This window comes from Streptomyces sp. NPDC059477 (genome assembly GCF_042749375.1).
GTDB lineage: Bacteria > Actinomycetota > Actinomycetes > Streptomycetales > Streptomycetaceae > Streptomyces.
In genome coordinates this window covers 16,679-36,748 of record NZ_JBHYUG010000061.1, presented here as the reverse complement: position 1 = coordinate 36,748, position 20,070 = coordinate 16,679, and the positions used below count along the sequence as shown (strand labels likewise).

19 protein-coding genes are annotated in these 20,070 nt (G+C 72.7%); 2 read left to right on the top strand and 17 right to left on the bottom strand.

From position 1 onward, the window contains the following. Positions 1-2 precede the first annotated feature (2 nt). From ACFXAZ_RS26735 to ACFXAZ_RS26660, 16 genes are all read right to left on the bottom strand, one after another. Entirely contained in the window at positions 3-1,598 is a 1,596-nt protein-coding gene (locus ACFXAZ_RS26735) for an SDR family oxidoreductase (RefSeq protein ID WP_384596295.1), read from the bottom strand. A gap of 292 nt (positions 1,599-1,890) precedes the next feature. Then, a complete protein-coding gene (gene hypE, locus ACFXAZ_RS26730) occupies positions 1,891-2,958 on the bottom strand; it encodes a hydrogenase expression/formation protein HypE (RefSeq protein ID WP_384596292.1) in 1,068 nt (355 codons plus the stop codon). After that, positions 2,951-4,075 carry a hydrogenase formation protein HypD gene (hypD, locus tag ACFXAZ_RS26725; RefSeq protein WP_384596289.1) on the bottom strand — a complete coding sequence of 375 codons (1,125 nt, stop codon included), beginning with the start codon at positions 4,073-4,075 and terminating at the stop codon, positions 2,951-2,953. Before hypD ends, hypE begins: the two co-directional genes overlap by 8 nt. Further along, positions 4,072-4,374, bottom strand: coding sequence for a HypC/HybG/HupF family hydrogenase formation chaperone (locus tag ACFXAZ_RS26720; protein ID WP_384596286.1), 303 nt, complete (start codon positions 4,372-4,374; stop codon positions 4,072-4,074). The genes hypD and ACFXAZ_RS26720 overlap by 4 nt, the downstream gene beginning before the upstream one ends. A 25-nt stretch (positions 4,375-4,399) precedes the next feature. After that, a complete protein-coding gene (hypF, locus tag ACFXAZ_RS26715) occupies positions 4,400-6,856 on the bottom strand; it encodes a carbamoyltransferase HypF (RefSeq protein ID WP_384596283.1) in 2,457 nt (818 codons plus the stop codon). Continuing rightward, positions 6,853-7,623 carry a hydrogenase nickel incorporation protein HypB gene (gene hypB / locus ACFXAZ_RS26710; RefSeq protein ID WP_384596280.1) on the bottom strand — a complete coding sequence of 257 codons (771 nt, stop codon included), beginning with the start codon at positions 7,621-7,623 and terminating at the stop codon, positions 6,853-6,855. The genes hypF and hypB overlap by 4 nt, the downstream gene beginning before the upstream one ends. Before the next feature lie 2 nt (positions 7,624-7,625). Further along, positions 7,626-8,024, bottom strand: coding sequence for a hydrogenase maturation nickel metallochaperone HypA (locus tag ACFXAZ_RS26705; RefSeq protein ID WP_384596277.1), 399 nt, complete (start codon positions 8,022-8,024; stop codon positions 7,626-7,628). Between the two features lie 189 nt (positions 8,025-8,213). Then, positions 8,214-8,315, bottom strand: a complete 102-nt coding sequence (locus ACFXAZ_RS26700) for a DUF6893 family small protein (RefSeq protein WP_384596275.1) — start codon at positions 8,313-8,315, stop codon at positions 8,214-8,216. Between the two features lie 11 nt (positions 8,316-8,326). Beyond that, positions 8,327-8,872: a hydrogenase maturation protease gene (locus ACFXAZ_RS26695; RefSeq protein WP_384596272.1), complete on the bottom strand. Its 546-nt coding sequence runs from the start codon at positions 8,870-8,872 to the stop codon at positions 8,327-8,329. Further along, the gene (locus ACFXAZ_RS26690; RefSeq protein WP_384596269.1) at positions 8,869-10,548 is read right to left on the bottom strand and encodes a hypothetical protein; all 1,680 of its coding nucleotides are present in this window, start codon (positions 10,546-10,548) and stop codon (positions 8,869-8,871) included. The genes ACFXAZ_RS26695 and ACFXAZ_RS26690 overlap by 4 nt, the downstream gene beginning before the upstream one ends. Next, the gene (locus tag ACFXAZ_RS26685) at positions 10,545-11,222 is read right to left on the bottom strand and encodes a DUF6084 family protein (RefSeq protein WP_384596266.1); all 678 of its coding nucleotides are present in this window, start codon (positions 11,220-11,222) and stop codon (positions 10,545-10,547) included. The genes ACFXAZ_RS26690 and ACFXAZ_RS26685 overlap by 4 nt, the downstream gene beginning before the upstream one ends. Continuing rightward, positions 11,219-11,872 (bottom strand): DUF5947 family protein, encoded by a 654-nt coding sequence (locus ACFXAZ_RS26680; RefSeq protein ID WP_384596263.1) that lies wholly within the window; start codon positions 11,870-11,872, stop codon positions 11,219-11,221. The genes ACFXAZ_RS26685 and ACFXAZ_RS26680 overlap by 4 nt, the downstream gene beginning before the upstream one ends. Continuing rightward, a complete protein-coding gene (locus ACFXAZ_RS26675; protein WP_384596260.1) occupies positions 11,869-12,402 on the bottom strand; it encodes a hypothetical protein in 534 nt (177 codons plus the stop codon). The genes ACFXAZ_RS26680 and ACFXAZ_RS26675 overlap by 4 nt, the downstream gene beginning before the upstream one ends. Then, the gene (locus ACFXAZ_RS26670) at positions 12,399-14,183 is read right to left on the bottom strand and encodes a nickel-dependent hydrogenase large subunit (protein WP_384596257.1); all 1,785 of its coding nucleotides are present in this window, start codon (positions 14,181-14,183) and stop codon (positions 12,399-12,401) included. The genes ACFXAZ_RS26675 and ACFXAZ_RS26670 overlap by 4 nt, the downstream gene beginning before the upstream one ends. Before the next feature lie 65 nt (positions 14,184-14,248). Beyond that, complete coding sequence (locus tag ACFXAZ_RS26665; RefSeq protein ID WP_384596254.1) at positions 14,249-15,337, bottom strand: hydrogenase expression protein HypE; 1,089 nt, start codon at positions 15,335-15,337, stop codon at positions 14,249-14,251. Between the two features lie 684 nt (positions 15,338-16,021). Next, positions 16,022-17,227: an MFS transporter gene (locus tag ACFXAZ_RS26660; protein WP_384596252.1), complete on the bottom strand. Its 1,206-nt coding sequence runs from the start codon at positions 17,225-17,227 to the stop codon at positions 16,022-16,024. A gap of 93 nt (positions 17,228-17,320) precedes the next feature. Between ACFXAZ_RS26660 and ACFXAZ_RS26655 the strand changes: the two genes are divergently transcribed. Beyond that, complete coding sequence (locus ACFXAZ_RS26655) at positions 17,321-17,932, top strand: TetR/AcrR family transcriptional regulator (protein ID WP_384596249.1); 612 nt, start codon at positions 17,321-17,323, stop codon at positions 17,930-17,932. A gap of 14 nt (positions 17,933-17,946) precedes the next feature. Here the strand turns inward: ACFXAZ_RS26655 and ACFXAZ_RS26650 are convergent, their stop codons facing one another. Continuing rightward, the gene (locus ACFXAZ_RS26650) at positions 17,947-19,473 is read right to left on the bottom strand and encodes an FAD-dependent monooxygenase (RefSeq protein ID WP_384596246.1); all 1,527 of its coding nucleotides are present in this window, start codon (positions 19,471-19,473) and stop codon (positions 17,947-17,949) included. A gap of 226 nt (positions 19,474-19,699) precedes the next feature. Between ACFXAZ_RS26650 and ACFXAZ_RS26645 the strand changes: the two genes are divergently transcribed. Continuing rightward, positions 19,700-20,014, top strand: a complete 315-nt coding sequence (locus ACFXAZ_RS26645; RefSeq protein WP_384596243.1) for an ArsR/SmtB family transcription factor — start codon at positions 19,700-19,702, stop codon at positions 20,012-20,014. The last annotated feature ends 56 nt before the right edge of the window (positions 20,015-20,070 follow it).

The window sequence follows — 20,070 nt, the reverse complement described above, 5'->3', positions numbered from 1 at the left end:
CGTCAGCTTCCTCCCCTTCTTCCTCCCAGGAGGCGTCGGACACGGCTGCCGATGCCCTTCTGTTCCGCCGCGGATGCCGTCACGGACGTGTCCGCGCGTTCGGCGGTACGGACGATGTTGCGGGCCATGCCGCCGAAGACGGCGGCGTGGAACGGGGAGATGGTCCACCAGTACAGGTGACCGAGCAGTCCGCGCGGGTGGAACAGGGCGCGTTGCCGGTAGCGGACGGGGCCGTCGCCGTCGACCCGCAGCTCCAGCCAGGCCAGTCCGGGCAGCCGCATCTCGGCGCGCAGCCGCAGCAGGCGGGGGCGCCGGATCTCCTCGACCCGCCAGAAGTCCAGGCTGTCCCCGGCCCGCAGCCGCCGGGCGTCGCGGCGGCCCCGGCGCAGGCCCACCCCGCCGGCCATCCGGTCGAGCCGGCCCCGTACCGCCCAGGCCAGCGGGAAGGAGTACCAGCCGTTCTCGCCGCCGATGCCCTCGACGACCTCCCACAGCGCGTCCGGGCCGACGTCGGCGGGGCGTTCCCGTACGTCCGTGTAGAGGCTGCCGCCCGCCCAGTCGGGGTCGGTGGGCAGCGGGTCGCTGGGGGCGCCGGGGACGGCGGCCGATGACCAGCGGGTGGCGACCTCGGCGTCCTTGATGCGCTGGAGGGCCAGCGCCACGGCCCGGTCGAAGCCGAGGGGGTATCCGGCCGGGACGGGCACGTACCGGGTGATGTCGTTCTCCCGGCACACCACCTCGTGGCGCAGGGACTCCGTCAGGGGCCGGGCGATCGAGGCGGGCACGGGCGTGACGAGACCGACCCAGTGACTGGACAGGCCGGGGGTGAGGACGGGTACGGGGACGATCAGCCGCCGTGGGAGTCCGGCCACGGCGGCGTAGCGGCGCATCATGTCCCGGTAGGTCAGCACCTCGGGGCCGCCGATGTCGAAGGCCCGGTTCACCTCGCGGGGCAGCCGCGCGCAGCCGGTGAGCAGCCGCAGCACGTCCCGTACGGCGATCGGCTGGATCCGGGTGCGTACCCAGCGCGGGGTGACCATGACCGGGAGCCGCTCGGTGAGATAGCGCAGCATCTCGAAGCTGGCCGAGCCGGAGCCGATGATCACGGCGGCGCGCAGTACGGCCGTCGGCACCCCGCAGGCGAGCAGGATCCGGCCGACCTCGGCGCGGGAGCGCAGATGCGGTGAGAGGTCCCGCTCGGGTACGGAGTGGGGGGTGAGGGCGCCCAGGTAGACCAGGCGGCGGACCCCGGCCCGGCGGGCCTCGTCGCCGAAGCCGCGGGCCGCCGCTCGGTCGGTCTTCTCGAAGCCGGGGCCGCTGCCGAGGGCGTGCACCAGGTAGTAGGCGACGTCGACGCCGTCCATCACCCGCGCCAGCGAGCCGGGGTCGGTCACATCGCCGCGCACGATCTCCACCCGGTCGGCCCAGGGGTGGTCGCGCAGCTTGGCCGGGGTGCGGACCAGGCAGCGCACCCGGTACCCGGCGTCGAGCAGTTCGGGGACCAGCCGGCCGCCGATGTATCCGCTCGCGCCGGTCACCAGACAGGTCGCGGCCGACCCGTCCGCCGGTCCGGACGATGTGCTGCCGTGCTCGCTCATGGTCGCTTCCGTCTGCCTGCGAGGCCGTCGGTACGGGGGCTGCTGACGTGCCGCTGTTCGGGGGTTGCTGACGTGCCATTGCTCGGGGGTTGCTGACGTGCCGTTGCCCGGGGGTTGCTGACGTGCCGTTGTTGATGTCTGCCGTGCGGGTGGTGCCCCGGCGGATGCGGGGCGGGGCCGGTCGCGGGCGCGCCGCCGGGGCCGGGCGGGGCGTTCTCGTTCCGGCGTACGGGCGCCGCGAACCGGCCCCCCGGTGAACCGCGCCGGTACGGGACGACGCCCGGCCCGGGCCTCAGCAGATCCGTGGGAGTTGCTCGCCCAGCGGCATGTCCACCACGCGGGTGCCGCCCAGGCCGGTGCGGGCCACCACCATGCCGGGATGCTGTGTCACCACCTCACCGATCACCGCGGCCCCGGCGCCCAGCGGATGGGCCCGCATCGCCGCGAGGACGGCGTCGGCGTGCTCGCGGGCGACGAAGGCGACGAGTTTGCCCTCGTTGGCGACGTAGAACGGGTCCAGGCCCAGGATGGCGCAGGCGTTGGCCACCGCGGGCGGGACGGGGACATCGCGCTCCGTGAGTACGACGCCCGTGCCCGACGCGGTGGCGATCTCGTTCAGCGAGGCCGCGAGTCCGCCGCGGGTGGGGTCGCGCAGCACTCGCACGCCGGGGGTGGCGGCGAGGACGGCCGCCACCAGATCGCCGAGCGGCGCGCAGTCGCTGACGATCTCGACGCCGAACTCCAGGCCCTCGCGCACGCTCATGACGGCGACCCCGTGTTCGCCGACCGGCCCGCTGACGAGTACCACGTCGCCGGGCACGACCCGTCCCGGACGCAGGTCGACGCCCGGCGGGATCAGGCCGATGCCGGAGGTGTTGAGGTAGATCCCGTCGCCGTGTCCGGACTCGACGACCTTGGTGTCGCCGGTGGCGATCTCCACGCCCGCGGCCCGCGCGGCGGCGCCGATGGCGTCGGCGACCCGGGCCACGGTCTCGATCTCGACGCCCTCCTCCAGGATGAAGCCGCAGGAGAGGTAGGCGGGGCGGGCGCCGCTCATGGCGAGGTCGTTGACGGTGCCGTTGACCGCGAGGTCGCCGATGCTGCCGCCGGGGAAGAACAACGGCCGTACGACGAAGGAGTCGGTGGTGAACGCCAGCCGGGCGCCGCCGAGCGAGAGGACGGCGGCGTCGCCCTGTTCGGCCAGGAGCGGCGAGCCGAAGGCGGGGGTGAAGACATGCTCGATCAGTTCGGCGGTGAGTGTGCCCCCGCCGCCGTGCCCCATCACCACGCGGGACTGGCCGCGCAGCGGGGCGGGGCAGGTCCAGCCGGTCACATCGAGGACGTCGTGGGTTTCAGGCAACGGGGCTCGCCTCCCGGGGCGCGGGCGTGCTCTCAAGACGCCGGTAGAGGTAGTAAGCGGCGCAGGCGCCCTCGCTGGAGACCATGGTGGCGCCGAGCGGGGTGCGCGGGGTGCAGCGGGTGCCGAACATCTCGCACTCGTTGGGCTTGAGGAGCCCTTGGAGCACTTCGCCGCTGCGGCACTCGGCGGGTTCGACGGTGCCGATGCCGTCGACGGAGAACCGCGCCTCGGCGTCGTACTCGCGGTACTTGGCCGCCAGTCGCCAGCCGCTGGCCGGGATCACCCCGATGCCGCGCCACGGACGGTCGGTGACCTCGAAGACGTCCGCCAGCATCGCCTGCGCGACGAGGTTGCCCTCTTCGCGCACGGCGCGCGGGTAGGCGTTCTCGACGGTGTGCTCGCCGCGTTCGAGCTGGCGCACGGCCCGGCGGACGCCTTCGAGGATGTCGAGGGGTTCGAAGCCGGTGACGACGAGGGGAACGCGGTGGCGTTCGGCGAGTTCGGGGTACTCGCAGGTGCCCATGACCGTGCAGACGTGTCCGGCGGCGAGGAACGCCTGTACCCGGCAGCTGGGCGACTGCATGATCGCCTCGATGGCCGGGGGCACGCGTACATGGGAGACCAGCAGGCTGAAGTTGCGGATGCCGAGCTTGCGGGCCTGGTGGACGGTCATCGCGTTGGGCGGTGCGGTGGTCTCGAAGCCGATGCCGAAGAACACCACTTCGCGGTCCGGGTTCTGCTGGGCGATCCGCAGGGCGTCCAGCGGCGAGTAGACGACCCGTACGTCACCGCCCGCGCCGCGTACCTGGAACAGGTCGCGGCCGGTGCCGGGGACGCGCAGCATGTCGCCGAAGGAGCAGAAGATCACGCCGGGGCGGGAGGCGATCTCCAGCGCCTTGTCGATCATCTCCAGAGGGGTGACGCAGACGGGGCAGCCGGGTCCATGGATCAACTCGACCTGTTCGGGCAGGAGTTGGTCGATGCCGTGGCGGATGATGGAGTGGGTCTGGCCGCCGCACACCTCCATCAGCGCCCACGGTCTGGTCACCGTGGCGTGGATGTCGTCGAGCAGTCTGCGGGCCAGTTCCGGGTCCTGGAACTCGTCGATGTACTTCACTGCTGGTCCTCCTCGCCGCTGTGCGGGTCGGCGGCCGGGTCGGCTGCCTCCCAGGGGTCGCCGAACTCTTCCTGGAGAATGCCGAGTTCGGCGAAGAGCGCGAGGGTCTGCCGGGCGGACTCCTCGTCGAGACGCTGAAGGGCGAAGCCCACATGGACGATGGCGTACTCGCCGACCTGGAGGTCGGGCAGGTACTCCAGGCACACCTCCTTGACCACGCCGCCGAAGTCGACGGTGGCCACCCGGGTGCCGTCGCGTTCGCTGATGTCCAGCACTCTGCCGGGTACCGCCAGGCACATGGGCCTCTCCTTGCTGTGGGGGGCGTCAGGGGGTGATCGCGGTTCGCTCAGCGGTCGCGTCAGGAGCGTCGGGCACGTTGGGCGCGTCGGTGCGGGCGGCCACCATCAGCTGGCCCAGGGCCAGCCCGCCGTCGCCGGGTGGTACGAGGTGGTGGCGCAGCACGGTGAAGCCGTCCGCGGTGAGGGCCGCGGCGCAGGCCGAGGACAGCAGGGTGTTGAGGAAGACTCCGCCGGTGAGGGCGACGGTGTCCACGCCCCGGCGGTCACGGGCCAGCAGGCAGACGCGGTGGACGAGCGCGGCGACGGCCCGGTGGAAGCGGGCGGCGATCCACTCCGTGGGCACCTGCGCCCGCAGGTCGGCGACCACCGCGGCCAGCACGGGTGAAGGGTCCGCCAGCACGGGCGCCGGGTCCGCCAGCATGGGCGCCAGGTCCGTCGGCAGCGGGCCGTCGCCGGGCCGGGCCTCGCGCAGGGCGAAGGAGTAGCCGCGGGTGTCCCCGGCGGGGGCGGACAGTGCGGCGGCCTCCAGTTCGACCGCCGCCTGGGCCTCGTAGCCGGACCGGTGGCAGATGCCGGTCAGGGAGGACACCGCGTCGAAGAGGCGGCCCATGCTGGAGGTGGGGACACAGTTCAGGCCGCGCTCCAACTGCCGTGCCAGAAGGGTGAGTTCCTCCGGCGGGCAGGCCCTCGTACAGGGGAGGTCGGGGGACCAGTCGAGGCCGGCCGCACGCAGGTGGGACAGGGCCATGCGGTAGGGGCGCCGGACGGCGGCGTCGCCGCCCGGCAGGGGTACGTAGGCGAGGTGGGCCAGGCGGACGAAGCCGGCGTAGTCGGCGAGCAGGAACTCGCCGCCCCACACCGCCCCGTCGTCGCCGTGACCGGTGCCGTCGAAGGCGGCGCCCACGACCGGGGCGCTCCCGTCGAGCCCGTGCTCGGCCATCGCGGCGGCGATGTGCGCGTGGTGGTGCTGGACGCGGACCACCGGGCGTCCGGCGGCATGGGTGTGGGCCCAGCGGGCGGAACGGTAGCCGGGGTGCCGGTCGGCGGCCAGCAGTCCGGCCCGTACCGGGGTGATGGCCTCCAGGTGTGCCACGGAGCGGGTGAAGGCGTCCTGGGTGGCGAGGTCGTCCATGTCGCCGATGTGCGCGGACAGCCAGGCCCGCCGTCCCTCGCCGAGGCAGAAGGTGTTCTTGAGGTCGCCGCCCACCGCGAGGGCGGGGCGCACCGGCACGGGCAAGTCCAGGGGCAGCGGTGCGTAGCCCCGGGCGCGGCGCACGACGAGCGGCCGGCCGTCGCAGATCCGGACGACGGAGTCGTCGCACGGCACCTGGATCGGCCGGTCGTGGACGAGCCAGCCGTCGGCGAGCGGGGCGAGGCGTTCGAGGGCTTCGGTGTCGTCGGTGACGATGGGCTCGCCGGAGAGGTTGCCGCTGGTCATGACGAGCAGCCGGGGTCCTTCGGGGTCCTGGGGCAGGCCCAGCAGGAGGTGGTGCAGGGGGGTGTAGGGCAGCATGAAGCCGAGGTCGGGGCTGCCGGGAGCGACCTGCGGTGCCGGGCACGGGCCCGTCGGGGTGGTCCGGCGGCGCAGCAGGACGACGGGGCGGGCGGGGCCGGTGAGCAGGGCGTGTTCCGCCTCGTCGAGGGTCACCAGGTGGGCGATGTCCTCGGTGGTACGGGCCATGAGCGCGAAGGGTTTGCCGCCCCTCGCCTTGCGGCGGCGCAGCAGTGCGACGGCGACGGGGTCGGTGGCGTCGCAGGCCAGGTGGTAGCCGCCGAGTCCCTTCACCGCGAGGATCGCGCCCTCGCCCAGCAGACGGCGGGCCTCGGTCACCGGGTCGGTGCCGGTGGCCTCCTCGGGGGCGGCGCCGGGGCGCGCGGGGCGGACGAGCAGGCGCAGGCGGGGGCCGCAGTCGGGGCAGGCGACGGGCTGGGCGTGGAAGCGCCGGTCGGCGGGGTCGGCGTACTCGTGGGCGCAGCCTGGGCAGAGCGGGAAGGCGGCCATGGTGGTGTGCGCGCGGTCGTAGGGCAGGCCGGTGACGATGGTGAAGCGGGGGCCGCAGTAGGTGCAGTTGACGAAGGGGTGACGGTGGCGGCGGTCGGCGGGGTCGGCGAGTTCGCTCAGACAGGCCGGGCAGGTGGCGGTGTCCGGGGGGATGAGGACGCCGGACGGGCCACCGGGGCGGGAGGCCAGGATGGTGAACAGGCCGTCGCCGGTGGCGGGCACATCGTGCTGGTCGAGGCCGTCGACGCGGGCCAGCGGCGGGGCGTCCGGGGCGAGGCGCCCGCAGAAGCGGTCGACGGCGGCGCGGTCGCCCTCGACCTCGACGACCACCCCGCCGGGGGTGTTGGTGACATGCCCGGTCAGGCCGAGCGAGGTGGCGAGGGTGTGGACGTACGGCCGGAATCCGACGCCCTGGACGACGCCGCGCACGGTGACACGGCGGCGCAGGACCGTGCCCTCGGCGGCTCCGGCGAGGCTCACGAGAGGGCGGCGGCCGGGGCACCATCGTGCCCGGCGTGGGTGTGTCCGTCGTGACCGTGCCCGGCGTGGGGGTGCGGGTGGCCGGCCATGACCGGGGTGTGGGGTGCGGTGCCCGCGTCGGCGGCGGACAGCGCCCGGTCCAGCAGGGTGCCCAGGCCCGTACCGTCGCGTACGGAGGTCAGCAGCACCTCGACGCCGGGGTTGACCTGCTCGACGTGGGCGCGGAAGGCGCTCTCGTCGAAGTCCGCCGCCGTGGCCATGTCGGTCTTGGTGACGACGACCAGGTGGGCCAGGCCGAAGGCGGTCGGGTACTTCAGGGGCTTGTCCTCGCCCTCGGTGACGGACGCGAGGACGACCCGCAGGGTCTCGCCGAGGTCGTAGGTGGCGGGGCAGACGAGATTGCCGACGTTCTCCACGAACAGCAGGCGCGGGGACGCGGTCAGCCAGCCGTCCAGGTGGCGGGCCAGCATGCCCGCCTCCAGATGGCACAGGCCGTCGGTGAGGATCTGCTTGACGGGGGCGCCCGAACGGGCCAGCCGGGCCGCGTCGTTGTCGGTGGCGAGGTCGGCGGTGAGCGCGGCGACCGGTACGGACCGTGCGCGGGCGAGAGTGAGTTCGTGCTCCAGCAGGGCGGTCTTGCCGCTGCCGGGGCTGGAGAGCAGGTTGACCATGGTGGTGCCGCGGGCGGTGAGCCGGGCACGCAGGTGCTGCGCGGACTCGTCGTTGCGGGCGAGCACGGACTGATGCAGATCCACCGCACGGCACATGTTCAGCGCTCCTCGAAGCTGGGTTCACGGGTGCGTTCGGTTGTCGCCGGGCCGTCGTCCCAGCGCACTTCGGTGATGCGCAGTTCCCGGCCGGACAGCAGGTCGGTGCGCGAACCCGCGCAGCGGGGGCAGCTGAGCCGCGGGGGCATGCCGACGGCCCAGGTGTGGTCGCAGGGGGCGCAGCGGGCCCGTCCCGGCACCGGTTCGGCGATCAGTTCGGCGCCGTCCAGCAGGGTTCCGGCGCGGGCGAGTTCGAAGGAGAACGTGAGGGCCTCGGGCACGACACCGGCCAGTTCGCCGACCTGGAGCCGCACCGAGCGCACCGCGGTGATGTCACCGGCCCGTTCGGCCGCCTCCTCCACCTGCTCGATCACCGCCAGCGCGATGGACATCTCGTGCATCTCTCTCCGTCCCGGCGCGCGCGGTGCGGACCGTACGTGGGGGCGCCTGGCCGGGTCCCATTAGAGGCGCGGGGCTCGGGGCCCGGGGCCCGGCACGCCGTCGGGGGCGGGCCGGGTACGTCGTTTGCCGCACCGGGCGGGCGGGCCGAGCCGCGCGTTGTGGGTGTACGGACCCGTCCGGGCCGGGCGTCACATCCTGCGGATGCGCAGGTAGCGCCGGATGTCGGGCAGGGACAGGGCGGCCAGCACGGCGAGTGCGGTGGCCAGCGCGCCGGCGACGATCTTCTTCACGGGGTGTCTCCTCACTTCACGGCATGGCCGGCCGGTGGACGCGGCTGCGTGTCCGGGGCGGCCGTCAGCAGTTCTTCGACGAGTTGTACGGCGCGGGGCACGGCGCCCGAGACGGGCTCGCTCAGCTCCATCCCCTCGGCCAGACAGGCGGGTTCGCAGCCCAGGACGAGGATGCGGCGCGGGGGCTGTGCGCCGGTTCCCGCGCACAGGGCGGCGAGGTGGGCGAGGACGGCGTCCGGGGTCATACGGTGGCCGTCCAGCGGGGCGCCCGCCGCCTCGGCGACGGCGGTGGTGTCGTCCTCGTGCTCGATGACGTAGAGGGTGCCCGGCGGTCCGCCCCGGGCGGTGGCGTCGACCAGGATCAGGGTGTCGTAGCCGTCGAGCAGCCGGTAGGCGAGGTGCACTCCACGGACACCGATGTCGGCGACCTCGACATGGGCCGGCAGGGGGCGGGCGGCGAGGGCGCGGGCGGTCTCCACGCCGAAGGCGTCGTCGCCGAGGAAGATGTTGCCCATGCCGGCGACGAGGGTGCGGGGTCCGGCGGGCGGGGCGCTCACGCCGGTTCCTCGGGCCAGGCGAGTTCGTCGGGCTGGAAGTACAGGAAGCGGCCCTGGGCGCGGCGCAGGTCGGCGCCGGGGTCGGCGTCGAGGGTGACCGCGAGATGGACGGCTCCGTCCACGTCGTGCAGCACCGACTCGACGGTGGCGGTGTGGCCGTGCAGGAACAGGTCCTGCGCGTCGGTACGGCGCGGGCCGGGACGCAGCAGGAGACGGCTCCCGGCGCTCGCCGGGCGGCCCGCGATCAGGACGTGGTCGCGGCCGGGGTCGAATCCGGCGTCGGCCGCCGGGTCCCACCAGGGGGTGTCGGGCCGCGGTACCCCGTATTCGTCGGGGAAGCCGGTCATGGGGGTCTCGCGATGCTCGTCGGGGAAGCCGGTGGTGGCGGTCTCCCCGTACCCGTTGGGAAGGCCGGTCGCGGCGGACTTCCCGGAGCCGTCGGGGAAGCCGTTCCCGGCGGACTCCCCGTACCCATCGGGGAAACCGTTCCCGGCGGACTCCCCGTACCCATCGGGGAAACCGGTCCCGGCGGACTCCCCGTACTCACCCCGCGAGCCAACCCTCGCGGACCCCCCGCCCCCCTCGGCGAAGCCGACCGTCGCGGTCGTCCCCGGGGTCGTCGCCTCGCGCAGGCCGCGGATCGCGCCGTGCAGGCGTTCCAGCGTTTCGGGGGGCAGGGAGTCGGCGAGGTCGATGACGGCGGCGGCCCGGTCGTCGGTGCCGCGTGCCTCGCGTTTCTCCTCGTCGGTGAGGGCGGCGGTGCGCAGGGCGAGGATCTCGTCGATCTCGGTGGCGTCGTAGAGCGCCCCGGGGCTCTCGGGGGCGATGGCGGGGTGGTCCTCCAGGATGATCGGTGAGGACAGCAGCAGGTCCGCGCGGCCGGGCTCACCGGCGAGGACGGGCCAGGTGTACTGATTGCGGCAGGCGGCGACCGCGCCCTTCGCCCACTGCGGCGGGTCGGTCATCGACAGGAAGGCTCCCCGGTCCACGGCCATCAGCAGGTGGGCGGCGACCAGGGAGCGGGGCAGGGCGGCGTCCCGGTCGTCGGTGGCGTCGGGTGGCGGGGTCCAGTCGCCGGTGTTCTCGACGACGGCGCTCAGGTGCGCGACCCGGTAGGGGCCGTCGAGTTCACGGGCGGTGAGCCGCAGCCGTCCGGTCAGCGGTTCGTGGCGGTGGACGGTGCGTCCGGCGGTGTGGCCCCGCGCGTCGAGGACGGTCTCGTGGATGGTGCCGGCGGGCCGCTCGAAGGGGATCGTGACCTCGGCGGCGAGAAGGTCCGCGACGGGGACGACCGCGGTGACGCGCTCCTCCACCCCCTCGTCCCAGGGGACCAGGGTCCGGTCGGCGAGCCGGAGTTCGGGCACCGTCTCGAACCCGCCGTCCGGGCACGCCTGTTGGACGGTGCGGCGGCGGGCGCGCAGGAAGCGCAGTTCCACGGCGAGGGTGGCGTCGGTCTTCGCCTCCAGCAAGCATTCGGTGCGCTGGAAGGAGTGTTCCGCGCGGTCGGCGCCCCAGCCGGGCGGCACCAGGACGCCGAACTGCCAGCGCAGCCGGTTCTTCGCGGCGGAGGCCCGGTAGGGGTAGAGGACATAGCCCTCGAAGAGAACGGCGTCGGCCACCTGCCGGGCGAGGGCGAGTCGGGCCTCGGTCTGCGGGGCGAACGCGGTCGCGCTCACGGGGCGGTCCTTCCGGGCGCAGTGGTCAGGGCGGCGGCGGGTCCGGTGGCGGGGGCCCGGTCGAGCAGGTCGCGCACGGTCGCCTCCCAGGAGGGCAGCGCCCGCCGCGAGCGGTGGGCGAGGAGGGCGTCCATGGTGTCGCGGGGCAGCCGGATCCAGCCACAGCCGGGAAAGTGCTGGTCGACCATCTCGCGCCAGGTCGCGACCGGCATCCGGAAGGCGGCCTCCCGGTCCCAGGGCACGGGCTGGACCCGGAAGCCGCCCGCCCCGGTGAACGCCGTTCCGGAGAACAGCATCAGCAGCGGTACGTCACCTCCGTCGAGCGCGGCGAGATAGCGGGCGGCGGCGATGTCGAGGTCGTAGGTGCAGGGCACGACGAGGTCGGCCTCGGTCTCCCCGGTGAAGCCGGGCACCATCAGCGGCACCTGCGCGAACTGGAGCGGCTGGAGGGTGTTGCCCCACCGGGACGGCTCGCCGAACAGATCCACCAGGCCGTCGGTCTCGGTACGGCCGTAGCCGCGCCGGGCGGGCTCGATGCGGAGCTGGCAGTTCAGCGCGAGGGCGTGCACGGGTTCGCCGCCGGAGTGGGTGACCCTGAGCCGGAAGACCAGGGTCGGACCGGCGGCGTAGCGGTCGGCGCGCACGCCGGTGCAGCTGAAGGAGAATCCGCTCATGGCCGGTCCTCGGGGGTCGGGGGCCGGGCGCGGTCGTCGGCGCGGGCGAAGAAGGCCTCCAGGGCGGCGCGGGCCTCGGCGCCGCCGTCGAAGCCCTGCCACAGCATCCGCATCCGGCCGACGAGTTCGTAGCAGGCGTCGATCGGCACCAGGTAGCAGCGGCAGCCGTCGTCGGTGCGGCGCAGCAGCAGCGCTTCCACGTCCGGTTCCAGGAGGCGGGCGAGGGGGCTGGTGGCGAGGACGGCGGTCCAGGCGTCCGGTTCCAGTTCGCTCTCGGTGGCGCCGGCCGGGCTGGGGTAGAGGGCGACGAGCCGGTCGAGGGCGGCGTTGCGGAAGAAGAACGCCACGCCGACCGGGATGCGCAGGCGGTCCCAGGCGCGGTCGTCCAGGCGGTGCCGGGGGTCGGTGAGCCAGCGGGTGGGCACCGGACGGAAGCGGTCGCCGCCGGCGCCGGGCCGTTCCATCAGCAGGAAGCAGGCCGGGCAGGCGCAGACCAGGCTGCGCCGCTCGGTGTCCACGAAGTGCCGGTGGTCCGTGTCCGCCACCGGTGCCCCGCACATGCCGCACCGCTCCGGCGCCGGCGGGCGGTCGGTGAGGAACCGGCGCAGTCCCTGGCGGGCGCGGGCCGTGGCGGGCGAGGTGGTGCTCATGCGCCGGCTCCCGGGCGTACGCCGATCTGGAGCAGCGTGGGTTCGGACCGGCCGGGTTCGGTGCTCACCTCTACGGCGGTGACCTCGGGGGCGAAACAGGCGAGCGCCTCCTCGGCGGCCCGGCGGACGTCCGGTGCGGTGGAGGAGCAGCCGCACCCGGTGCCGGACACCGTGCGCAGCCGGAGCGTGCCGGTCGTCTCGTCGTGGCCGAGGACTTCGGGGCGGGTGCCGCCGACGCGGTCCAGGGCGCGGCCGATGCGGGTGGTGAGGTCCTCGGGGTGCAGATCGTGCAGGAGCAGCAGGCTCGCCACGAGGTCGTCGCCGAGCAGTTCGTCGGTGCGGGCGGCGGGTGCCGGGAGCAGGTCGAGGATGCGGGCGAGTCCGGCGCCGTAGAACTCCATGAGGGAGGCGACGAGTTCCTCGGCGGCGGCGGTCGCGGCCGGGTCGCCGGTGGCGGCGAGCCGGTCGAGGGCGGCCTCGACCCGGCGTCCGGCCCGTTCCGCGTGCGCCGGGGCGGGGGCGGCGCTCATCCGCCGAGCCCGCTCAGACCGGTGGGGACATGCATCTTCTGCACGGTCCGGCCGCCGCCTACGTACATGTGGACCCCGCAGGGCAGACAGGGGTCGAAGCTGCGCACGGCGCGCATGATGTCGATGCCCTTGAAGTCGTCCGGGGGGTTCTCCTCGAAGATGGGGGTGTTCTGCACGGCGTCCTCGTAGGGGCCGGGGGTGCCGTAGGGATCGCGGACGCTGGCGTTCCACGGGGTCGGCGGGTACGGGTGGTAGTTGGCGATCTTGCCGTCGCGGATCACCATGTGGTGGGAGAGGACACCGCGGACCGCCTCGGTGAAGCCGACGCCGACGCTTTCGTCGGGGACCTCGAACTTCTCCCAGGTCGAGGTGCGCCCGGCGCGGACCTCTTCGAGGCCCTTCTCCGCGAAGTGCAGGGCGAGGGCGGCGGTGTAGGCCTGGAAGTAGCTGCGCGCCCGGTTGCGTTCCAGGGCGTTGCTCCACTTCGGGATCTTCCACTCGAAGGTGGTCTCGGGCCGGGTCATGGTGCGCGGCAGGTTGATGATGACACTGTGTCCGGTGGCCTTGACCCCGCCCGCGTCGACGAGCCCGGCCAGCGCGGTGGCCCACAGCCGGGCGATGGGCCCGCCGCCGGTGTCCAGGGCGAGGTGGTCCGTGCCGTCGAACCAGCGCGGTGACATGACCCAGCTGTACTTGTCGTCGAAGTTGCGCTTCTGCGGGGCGGGGATGGTGTGCTGGTTCCAGGGGTGGCGCGGGTCGACGGGGTTGCCGAGCGGGTCGTGGGTGACGAACTGTTCCTGGCCCTGCCAGTCCTCGTAGTAGGAGCTGCCCAGCAGGATGCGGATGCCGAGGTTGATCTCGGTGAGGTCGGTGGTGACGAGCTTGCCGTCGACGACGACGCCCGGGGTGACGAACATCCGCCGGCCCCAGTCGGTCATGTTGGCGTAGGTGAAGTCGCAGTGCTCCGGGTCGTTGAGGGCACCCCAGCAGCCGAGCAGGACCCGTCGGCGGCCGACCTCCTCGTACCCGGGCAGGGCCTCGTAGAAGAAGTCGAACAGGTCGTCGTGGAGGGGGACCACGCGCTTCATGAACTCGACGTAGCGCATCAGGCGGCTGAGGTAGTCCGTGAAGAGCTGGACGGAGGCGTTGGTGCCGACGCCGCCCGGGTAGAGCGTGGAGGGGTGCACATGGCGGCCCTCCATCAGGCAGAACATCTCCCGGGTGTAGCGGCTGACCTGGAGCGCCTCGCGGTAGAACTCGCCCTCCATGGGGTTGAGCGAGCGCATGATGTCGGCGATGGTGCGGTAGCCGTGCTCGGCGGCGTGCGGGGCCTCGGTGCGCTCGGCGAGGTCCAGGACGCCCGGGTTGGTCTCCTTGACCATCTTCTCGCAGTAGTCGACCCCGACCAGGTTCTCCTGGAAGATGTTGTGGTCGAACATGTACTCCGCGGCCTCGCCGAGGTTGATGATCCACTCACCGAGGTGCGGGGGCTTGACGCCGTACGCCATGTTCTGCGCGTACACCGAGCAGGTGGCGTGGTTGTCGCCGCAGATGCCGCAGATGCGGCTGGTGATGAAGTGGGCGTCGCGCGGGTCCTTGCCGCGCATGAAGACGCTGTAGCCGCGGAAGACCGAGGAGGTGCTGTAGCACTCGGCGACCCGCTTCTGCTTGAAGTCGATCTTCGTGTGGATGCCCAGGCTGCCCACGATCCGGGTGATCGGATCCCAGGACATCTCCATCAGGCCGCTGCCGTCGCCGGCCGCCTTGGTCGTCGGTGCCATGGTTCATTCGTGCCTTTCTGGGGGGTGTTCGGGGGTAGGAACGGGCGGCGGGCGGCGGTGCGGTGTCACCACGGGGGCCGGTATCCGGTGGTGATCTTCGTGCCCGTACGGCGCCACTTGGGTTCCTGGTCGACGGTGTGCTCGGTGACATGGCGCAGTCTGCGGATCACCGCGCCGTAGGCGCTGCTGGCCTTGGTCGACAGGGTGGCGCCGGGCGGCTCGTCCATGAACGGCATGAACTTGTCGGGGAAGCCCGGCATGGTGCAGGCGATGCAGATGCCGCCGACGTTCGGACAGCCGCCGATGCCGTTCATCCAGCCGCGCTTGGGGACGTTGCACTTCACGACGGGCCCCCAACAGCCCAGCTTCACCAGGCACTTGGGCGAGTCGTAGGTGCCCGCGAAGTCACCCTGCTCGTAGTAGCCGGCCCGGTCGCAGCCCTCGTGCACGGTGGCGCCGAAGAGCCAGGCCGGGCGGAGCTTGTCGTCCAGCGGGATCATCGGGGCCGAGCCCGCCGCCTGGTAGAGCAGATAGGTGAGGGTCTCGGCGAAGTTGTCGGGCTGGATGGGGCAGCCGGGCACGCACACGATGGGGATGCCCGCGTGCGACTTCCAGTCCCAGCCCAGGTAGTCGGGCACCCCCATCGCCCCGGTCGGGTTGCCCGCCATGGCATGGATGCCGCCGTACGTGGCGCAGGTGCCGATGGCGACGACGGCGAGGGCCTTGGGCGCGAGCCGGTCGATCCACTCACTGGTGGTGATGGGCTGGCCGGTCTCCGGGTTGTCGCCGAAGCCGCACCAGTAGCCCTCCGGCTTGATCGCCTCGTTCGGTACGGATCCCTCGACGACCAGGACGAACGGGTCGATCTCGCCCCGCTCCCCCTTGAAGAACCACTCGATGAACGTGTCGGCACCGCCGACCGGGCCGCACTCGAAGTCGATGAGCGGCCAGTGGACCTGGATCTTCGGCAGCCCCGGCAGCACGCCGAGGGCGATCTGCTCGATGCTCGGCTGCATGGCGGCGGTCAGCGCGACCGAGTCGCCGTCGCAGCTCAGCCCGGCGTTGATCCACAGGATATGGATGGTGGGGGTCTCGTCGGTGGACGCGTCGCCGCCGGGCGTCGCGTGGACATCGCTGGGCTTGGCCGGAGTCATGAGACCGCCTCCTCAGGGAGGTAGGAGGTAGGGGGCAAAGGCGGATTTTCCGACTGCCACTTTTCTTGCTACCAGAGGTTCGCCGGGGATGGGCGGTCGACACGGGCCGTTCCAGTGACGCCGGTCACTATCGGAGGCGTGCGGTGGGGCCCGGTGGGCGGGCACGGTCTCGCCGAGCACCGAGAAGCCGAATCCGGAGCGGGCCGCTCCGGTGTCGGCCGCCCGGGTGTCGGCCGCTCCGGTGCAAGGGGCGTACGTAGGGTCCGGGGGCGAGCGAGTCGCGTGTGCGGCCTGCCGGTCGGTCAGCCGCTCGGCGGACCGCGACACCGACACCGGCAGACACCGCGCGGGCCGACCGAGCGGTCTCCTGTGGGATCTCCCCCGGTGCCACCCGGCGCTACGGCACCGAACCCGCCCCTCAACACGACGACGGTCTGCACAACCCCAAGGGGGTCGTGCAGACCGTCTTCACGCCCGCACCCGGTTCGCCACCAGCACCCAGGTGGGACGAGCCTTTCCGCCGTGTCGCCCCGGCCTCCCGGGGATGTACGGCCGTTTCTCCTTCACCGCGACGCACTCGCGCGCCGGCTCCGCATCCCAGCGGGGCCACCCGGCCGCGCCGCGCCCCTGCCGGCTCGATCGCCGGGTGACCGCGCGTCCGGGCCGGCCCCGTGCGGGGACCGGTCAGCGAAGGGCGTCGTTGTTGCGGGCGGTCCAGATCGACAGGGCGGCGAGCAGGACGCAGGCCCCGCCGAGCCACAGCACGCTCTGGAGGTTGAGCGTGTCGACGATGACGCCGCCGACGAGCGCGCCGAGGCCGATGGCCAGGTTGAACACCGCCACCCACAGCGACGAGGCCGCTTCCACCGCCTGCGGGGCGGACTTGATCATCCAGGTCTGGAGACCCACGGACACACCGCCGTAGGCCAGACCCCAGACGATCAGCAGGATGACGCCGCCGACCGCGCTCTGCCCCAGCAGCAGGAAGAGCGGCATCGCCACCGCGAGGGCCACGGCGATGGTCAGTACGCTGCGGTGCACCCGCCGCGAGAGCGCCGAACCGGCGACGAAGTTGCCGATCATGCCGGCCACACCGAACCCGAACAGCAGCGGACCGACGTATCGCTCGTCGATCCCCGACAGGTCCTGGAGCACGGGGCTCACGAACGTGTACGCCGCGAAGTGCCCGAACACGATGAGCACCGTGGCGATGATGCCGACGCGCACACCCGGGTTGCGGAACTGCTCCAGCAGCAGCTTCGGCCGAATCGCCTGCGAGGCGGCCAGCTTCGGCAGCACCGCCAGCAGGGCGACGAGCGTGACGAGTGCCAGGGCGCTCAGCGAGGTGAAGGCGATGCGCCAGCCCGCGAAGTCACCGACCAGGGTGCCGAGCGGGACACCGAACACATTCGCCGCCGCGACACCGCCGAAGATGACCGCGGTGGCGCGTGGCACGTCCGCGGGGCCGACGAGCCGGACGGCCAGGCCGCTGGCGACGGCCCAGAAGCCGCCGATCGCGATACCGACCAGGACCCGGGAGCCCACCAGGATGGCGAAGTTCGGCGCCACGGCCGAGACCAGGTTGGACAGGGTCATCAAGGTCATGAGTCCGAGCAGCAGGATGCGCCGGTCCATCGCGCCGACGAGCATCGGGACCAGCGGTGCCGCGAACGCGGCGACGATGCTGGGCACCGTCACCATCAGGCCCGCCGTCCCCTCGGAGATCGACAGCGCCGACCCGACGGAGGTCAGCAGACCGATCGGCAGCTGCTCGGCGGTCACCAGCAAGAAGGTGCCCAGGGCCACCGAGGAGACCGCCAGCCAGTGACTTTTCTCCGGCGTCGCTGGTAATTCCTGAGTCTGGGTGGGGGTCTGTCCTGCGGTAGTCAAGGGAGCCTCCTTCAACAATTCGGGAGCGAGCGCTCCCATATTGATGACAGTAGTATGGGAGCGCTCGCTCCACAAGTTGGGTAAGGTGAAGACATGGCACGCCCCCGACAGTTCGACGAGAAGAACGCGGTCAGGTCGGCGACCGAGCTGTTCTGGCGACGCGGTTACCACGCCACCTCGGTGCGCGACCTGGGTGACGCGCTGAAGCTCACGCCCAGCAGCCTGTACCGGACGTTCACGGACAAACACACCCTGTTCCTGCGCGCGCTCGATCACTACCGGGCCACCGAGTCGGCCGAGGCCAGACAGCGGCTGGACGTGTCGGAGCGCCCCGTCCGGGAGGTGCTGCGGGAATGGATGCTGTGGCTGGTCACCTGCCCGGCCGACGGCAAGTCCGGGCGCGGCTGCTTCCTGGTCAACACCGCCACCGAACTCGGCACCACCGACGAGAGGGTCCGCCGGCGGACCGAGGCCGCCTTCGAGGTCACCCGGCAGGCGCTGCGCTCCGCGCTCACCGAAGGCCGTGACCGGGGCGAACTGTCCCCGGATCTCGGCATCGACGACGCCGTGGAGCTGCTGTTCACCACCGTGCTCGGCCTGCGGGTGCGAGAACGCGCGGGCCACGACACCGCGCGGCTGGCCACCGCGATCGACGTCGCGATCCGCGCCCTGGGATCCGTACCCGCACCCGAGAAACCCGCCTGACGGGGCGGGTACGGCTAGGCGGCCGGTGCGCCCAGCCACGCCGTGGCGACCTCGGCCAGGCCCGTCGCGCCCGATCCCCCCTGGCCGCTCCACAGGACATAGCCGTCGGGGCGGATCAGCGCCGCCGGGGACGGCATCGCGGCGGGGGACTCCGGTACCACCTCGACGATGGACAGCCGGTCGGACCAGGGGGCGAGCAGGCCGGCCTGGTCGGCCGCCTGGGCCGTGTGGATCAGCAGCGGGCGCCCGTCGTGCAGCAGGGCGGCGAGGCTGGTCGGGCCCTGGGCGGTCTTCAGCCGGGCGTCCGGCGCGAAGGTGCCGGCCAGGGGGTCGCCGGGCACGCCGATGTCGTACCGGATGCCCGTGCCGCTGATCATCTTGGTGAGGAACTCGTTGACCTGCGGCAGGTGCATCGTCTCGCGGAACAGTTCGCGCAACGAGTCCGTGAGCACCCCCGGGTGCATGAGCGCGACCTGGGCCCGCACGTTGTACAGCACGCGTGCCGCCACGGGATGCCGCTCGGCGTGGTAGGTGTCGAGCAGACCGGCCGGCGCCCACCCCTTGACCTCCGCGGCGAGCTTCCAGCCCAGGTTGATGGCGTCCTGCAAACCCGTGTTCAGGCCCTGTCCGCCCATCGGGAAGTGTGCGTGGGCGGCGTCGCCCGCCACCAGCACACGGCCACTGCGGTAGCGCTCGGCCTGGAGGGCCGCGTCGCTGAACCGGGTGAGGTCGCGGGGTTCCGCCATCGGTACGGGGCGGCCCGCGATGCGCTCCATCTCCCCGCGCAGTTCCTGGAAGGTCACCGGCGCCTGGCGGTCCGGCGAGGGACCCTCGAAGTCGTACGTGCACACCCGGCTGTGTCCGCCGGGGTTCAGCCACACCAGGGTCCAGCCCCGTGGGGTGCGCTGCCAGCCGGTCGGCGCGGCCCAGGGGTCGAGCAGGCGCACCTCCCCCATCAGCGCAGCCACGGTGGCGGGCGTACCGGTGAAGGGGATCCCGGCGGAGCGGCGGACGGCGCTGCGCACCCCGTCGCAGCCGACCACCCAGCGCGCGGTGACCTGGCTCGCGGTCCCGTCCACGCCCCGGAGGTCCACGCGGACGCGGTCGCCCTCGTCATGGACGCCGGTGCACTCCTGACCGCGCACGATCCGCGCGCCCAGCGCACCGGCCCGCTCGGCGAAGACGTGCTCGGCGTACGCCTGGGGGCTGCCGACGATGACCGGACCCTCGGCGCTCACCTCGGCGAGGTCAATGTCGAACATGCCCGCGAAGTGGAAGGGAACACTGCTCAGTCCCCCGCGCGCCGGTCGCGGCTGCACGGCCTCGCGCAATCCGCGCCGGTGCAGACTCTCCACCGTACGGGCGTGCAGCGTGCCGGCCTTCGACACTCCGGACGGCACCGGGAGTTTCTCGACCACCAGGGGCTGGACGCCCTGAAGGGCCAGCTCATGGGCGAGCAGCATCCCTACGGGACCACCGCCCACGATCACCACGTCACAGGTGACCGGCTCGTCCACGGAGGCGGTCGACGGTTGTGTCACTGCGCTTTCCTCACCTTCACGCTGAGCGGGTGGGTGCGGACGTAGGCCACGCCCGCACCCACCTCTGATCGCCGGGTGTCAGCCGGGGGATTTAACTGCACCCGGACGGCTACGGCTCCACAGGAGCATTGCTACGTACATACTCGTATCATCGTACGCACACACCGCGCAAGGCGAGGGGGTCTCACCGTCCGCGTATCTTCGTACTCTTCGTACCATGGCTGTCATGGCACTCCGTCACCCGAGAACCGATGAGATCCGACTCGAAGACGTCTTCACCGCGCTGAGCAACCCCTTGCGTCTCCAGGTTGTGCGCACGCTCGCCGAATCCGGCCCGACTCCGTGCGGAAGCCTGCTCGAAGGCGTTCCCAAGTCCACGCTCACCCACCACTGGCGGGTACTGCGCGAGGGAGGACTGATCTGGCAGGAGGCCGTGGGCCGCGAGTACACCCTGGCGCTGCGCGACGACGACCTGGAAGAGCGTTTTCCCGGGCTGCTGCCCGCCGTGCTGCGGGCCGCGCGGGTCCCGGCGCCACGGTGAGCGGACCGGCGGGGTGGGCCGGGGGGGGGGGGGCGGGCGCTGATTGGTTTCGGTTT

What these genes read in the sequence shown, in the direction of transcription:
- ACFXAZ_RS26735 (WP_384596295.1), bottom strand. Translation starts at nt 1,598, where the DNA reads ATGAGCGAGCACGGCAGCACATCGTCCGGACCGGCGGACGGGTCGGCC.
- ACFXAZ_RS26720 (WP_384596286.1), bottom strand. Translation starts at nt 4,374, where the DNA reads ATGTGCCTGGCGGTACCCGGCAGAGTGCTGGACATCAGCGAACGCGAC.
- hypB (WP_384596280.1), bottom strand. Translation starts at nt 7,623, where the DNA reads ATGTGCCGTGCGGTGGATCTGCATCAGTCCGTGCTCGCCCGCAACGAC.
- ACFXAZ_RS26705 (WP_384596277.1), bottom strand. Translation starts at nt 8,024, where the DNA reads ATGCACGAGATGTCCATCGCGCTGGCGGTGATCGAGCAGGTGGAGGAG.
- ACFXAZ_RS26685 (WP_384596266.1), bottom strand. Translation starts at nt 11,222, where the DNA reads ATGAGCGGATTCTCCTTCAGCTGCACCGGCGTGCGCGCCGACCGCTAC.
- ACFXAZ_RS26680 (WP_384596263.1), bottom strand. Translation starts at nt 11,872, where the DNA reads ATGAGCACCACCTCGCCCGCCACGGCCCGCGCCCGCCAGGGACTGCGC.
- ACFXAZ_RS26675 (WP_384596260.1), bottom strand. Translation starts at nt 12,402, where the DNA reads ATGAGCGCCGCCCCCGCCCCGGCGCACGCGGAACGGGCCGGACGCCGG.
- ACFXAZ_RS26670 (WP_384596257.1), bottom strand. Translation starts at nt 14,183, where the DNA reads ATGGCACCGACGACCAAGGCGGCCGGCGACGGCAGCGGCCTGATGGAG.
- ACFXAZ_RS26665 (WP_384596254.1), bottom strand. Translation starts at nt 15,337, where the DNA reads ATGACTCCGGCCAAGCCCAGCGATGTCCACGCGACGCCCGGCGGCGAC.
- ACFXAZ_RS26655 (WP_384596249.1), top strand. Translation starts at nt 17,321, where the DNA reads ATGGCACGCCCCCGACAGTTCGACGAGAAGAACGCGGTCAGGTCGGCG.
- ACFXAZ_RS26645 (WP_384596243.1), top strand. Translation starts at nt 19,700, where the DNA reads ATGGCACTCCGTCACCCGAGAACCGATGAGATCCGACTCGAAGACGTC.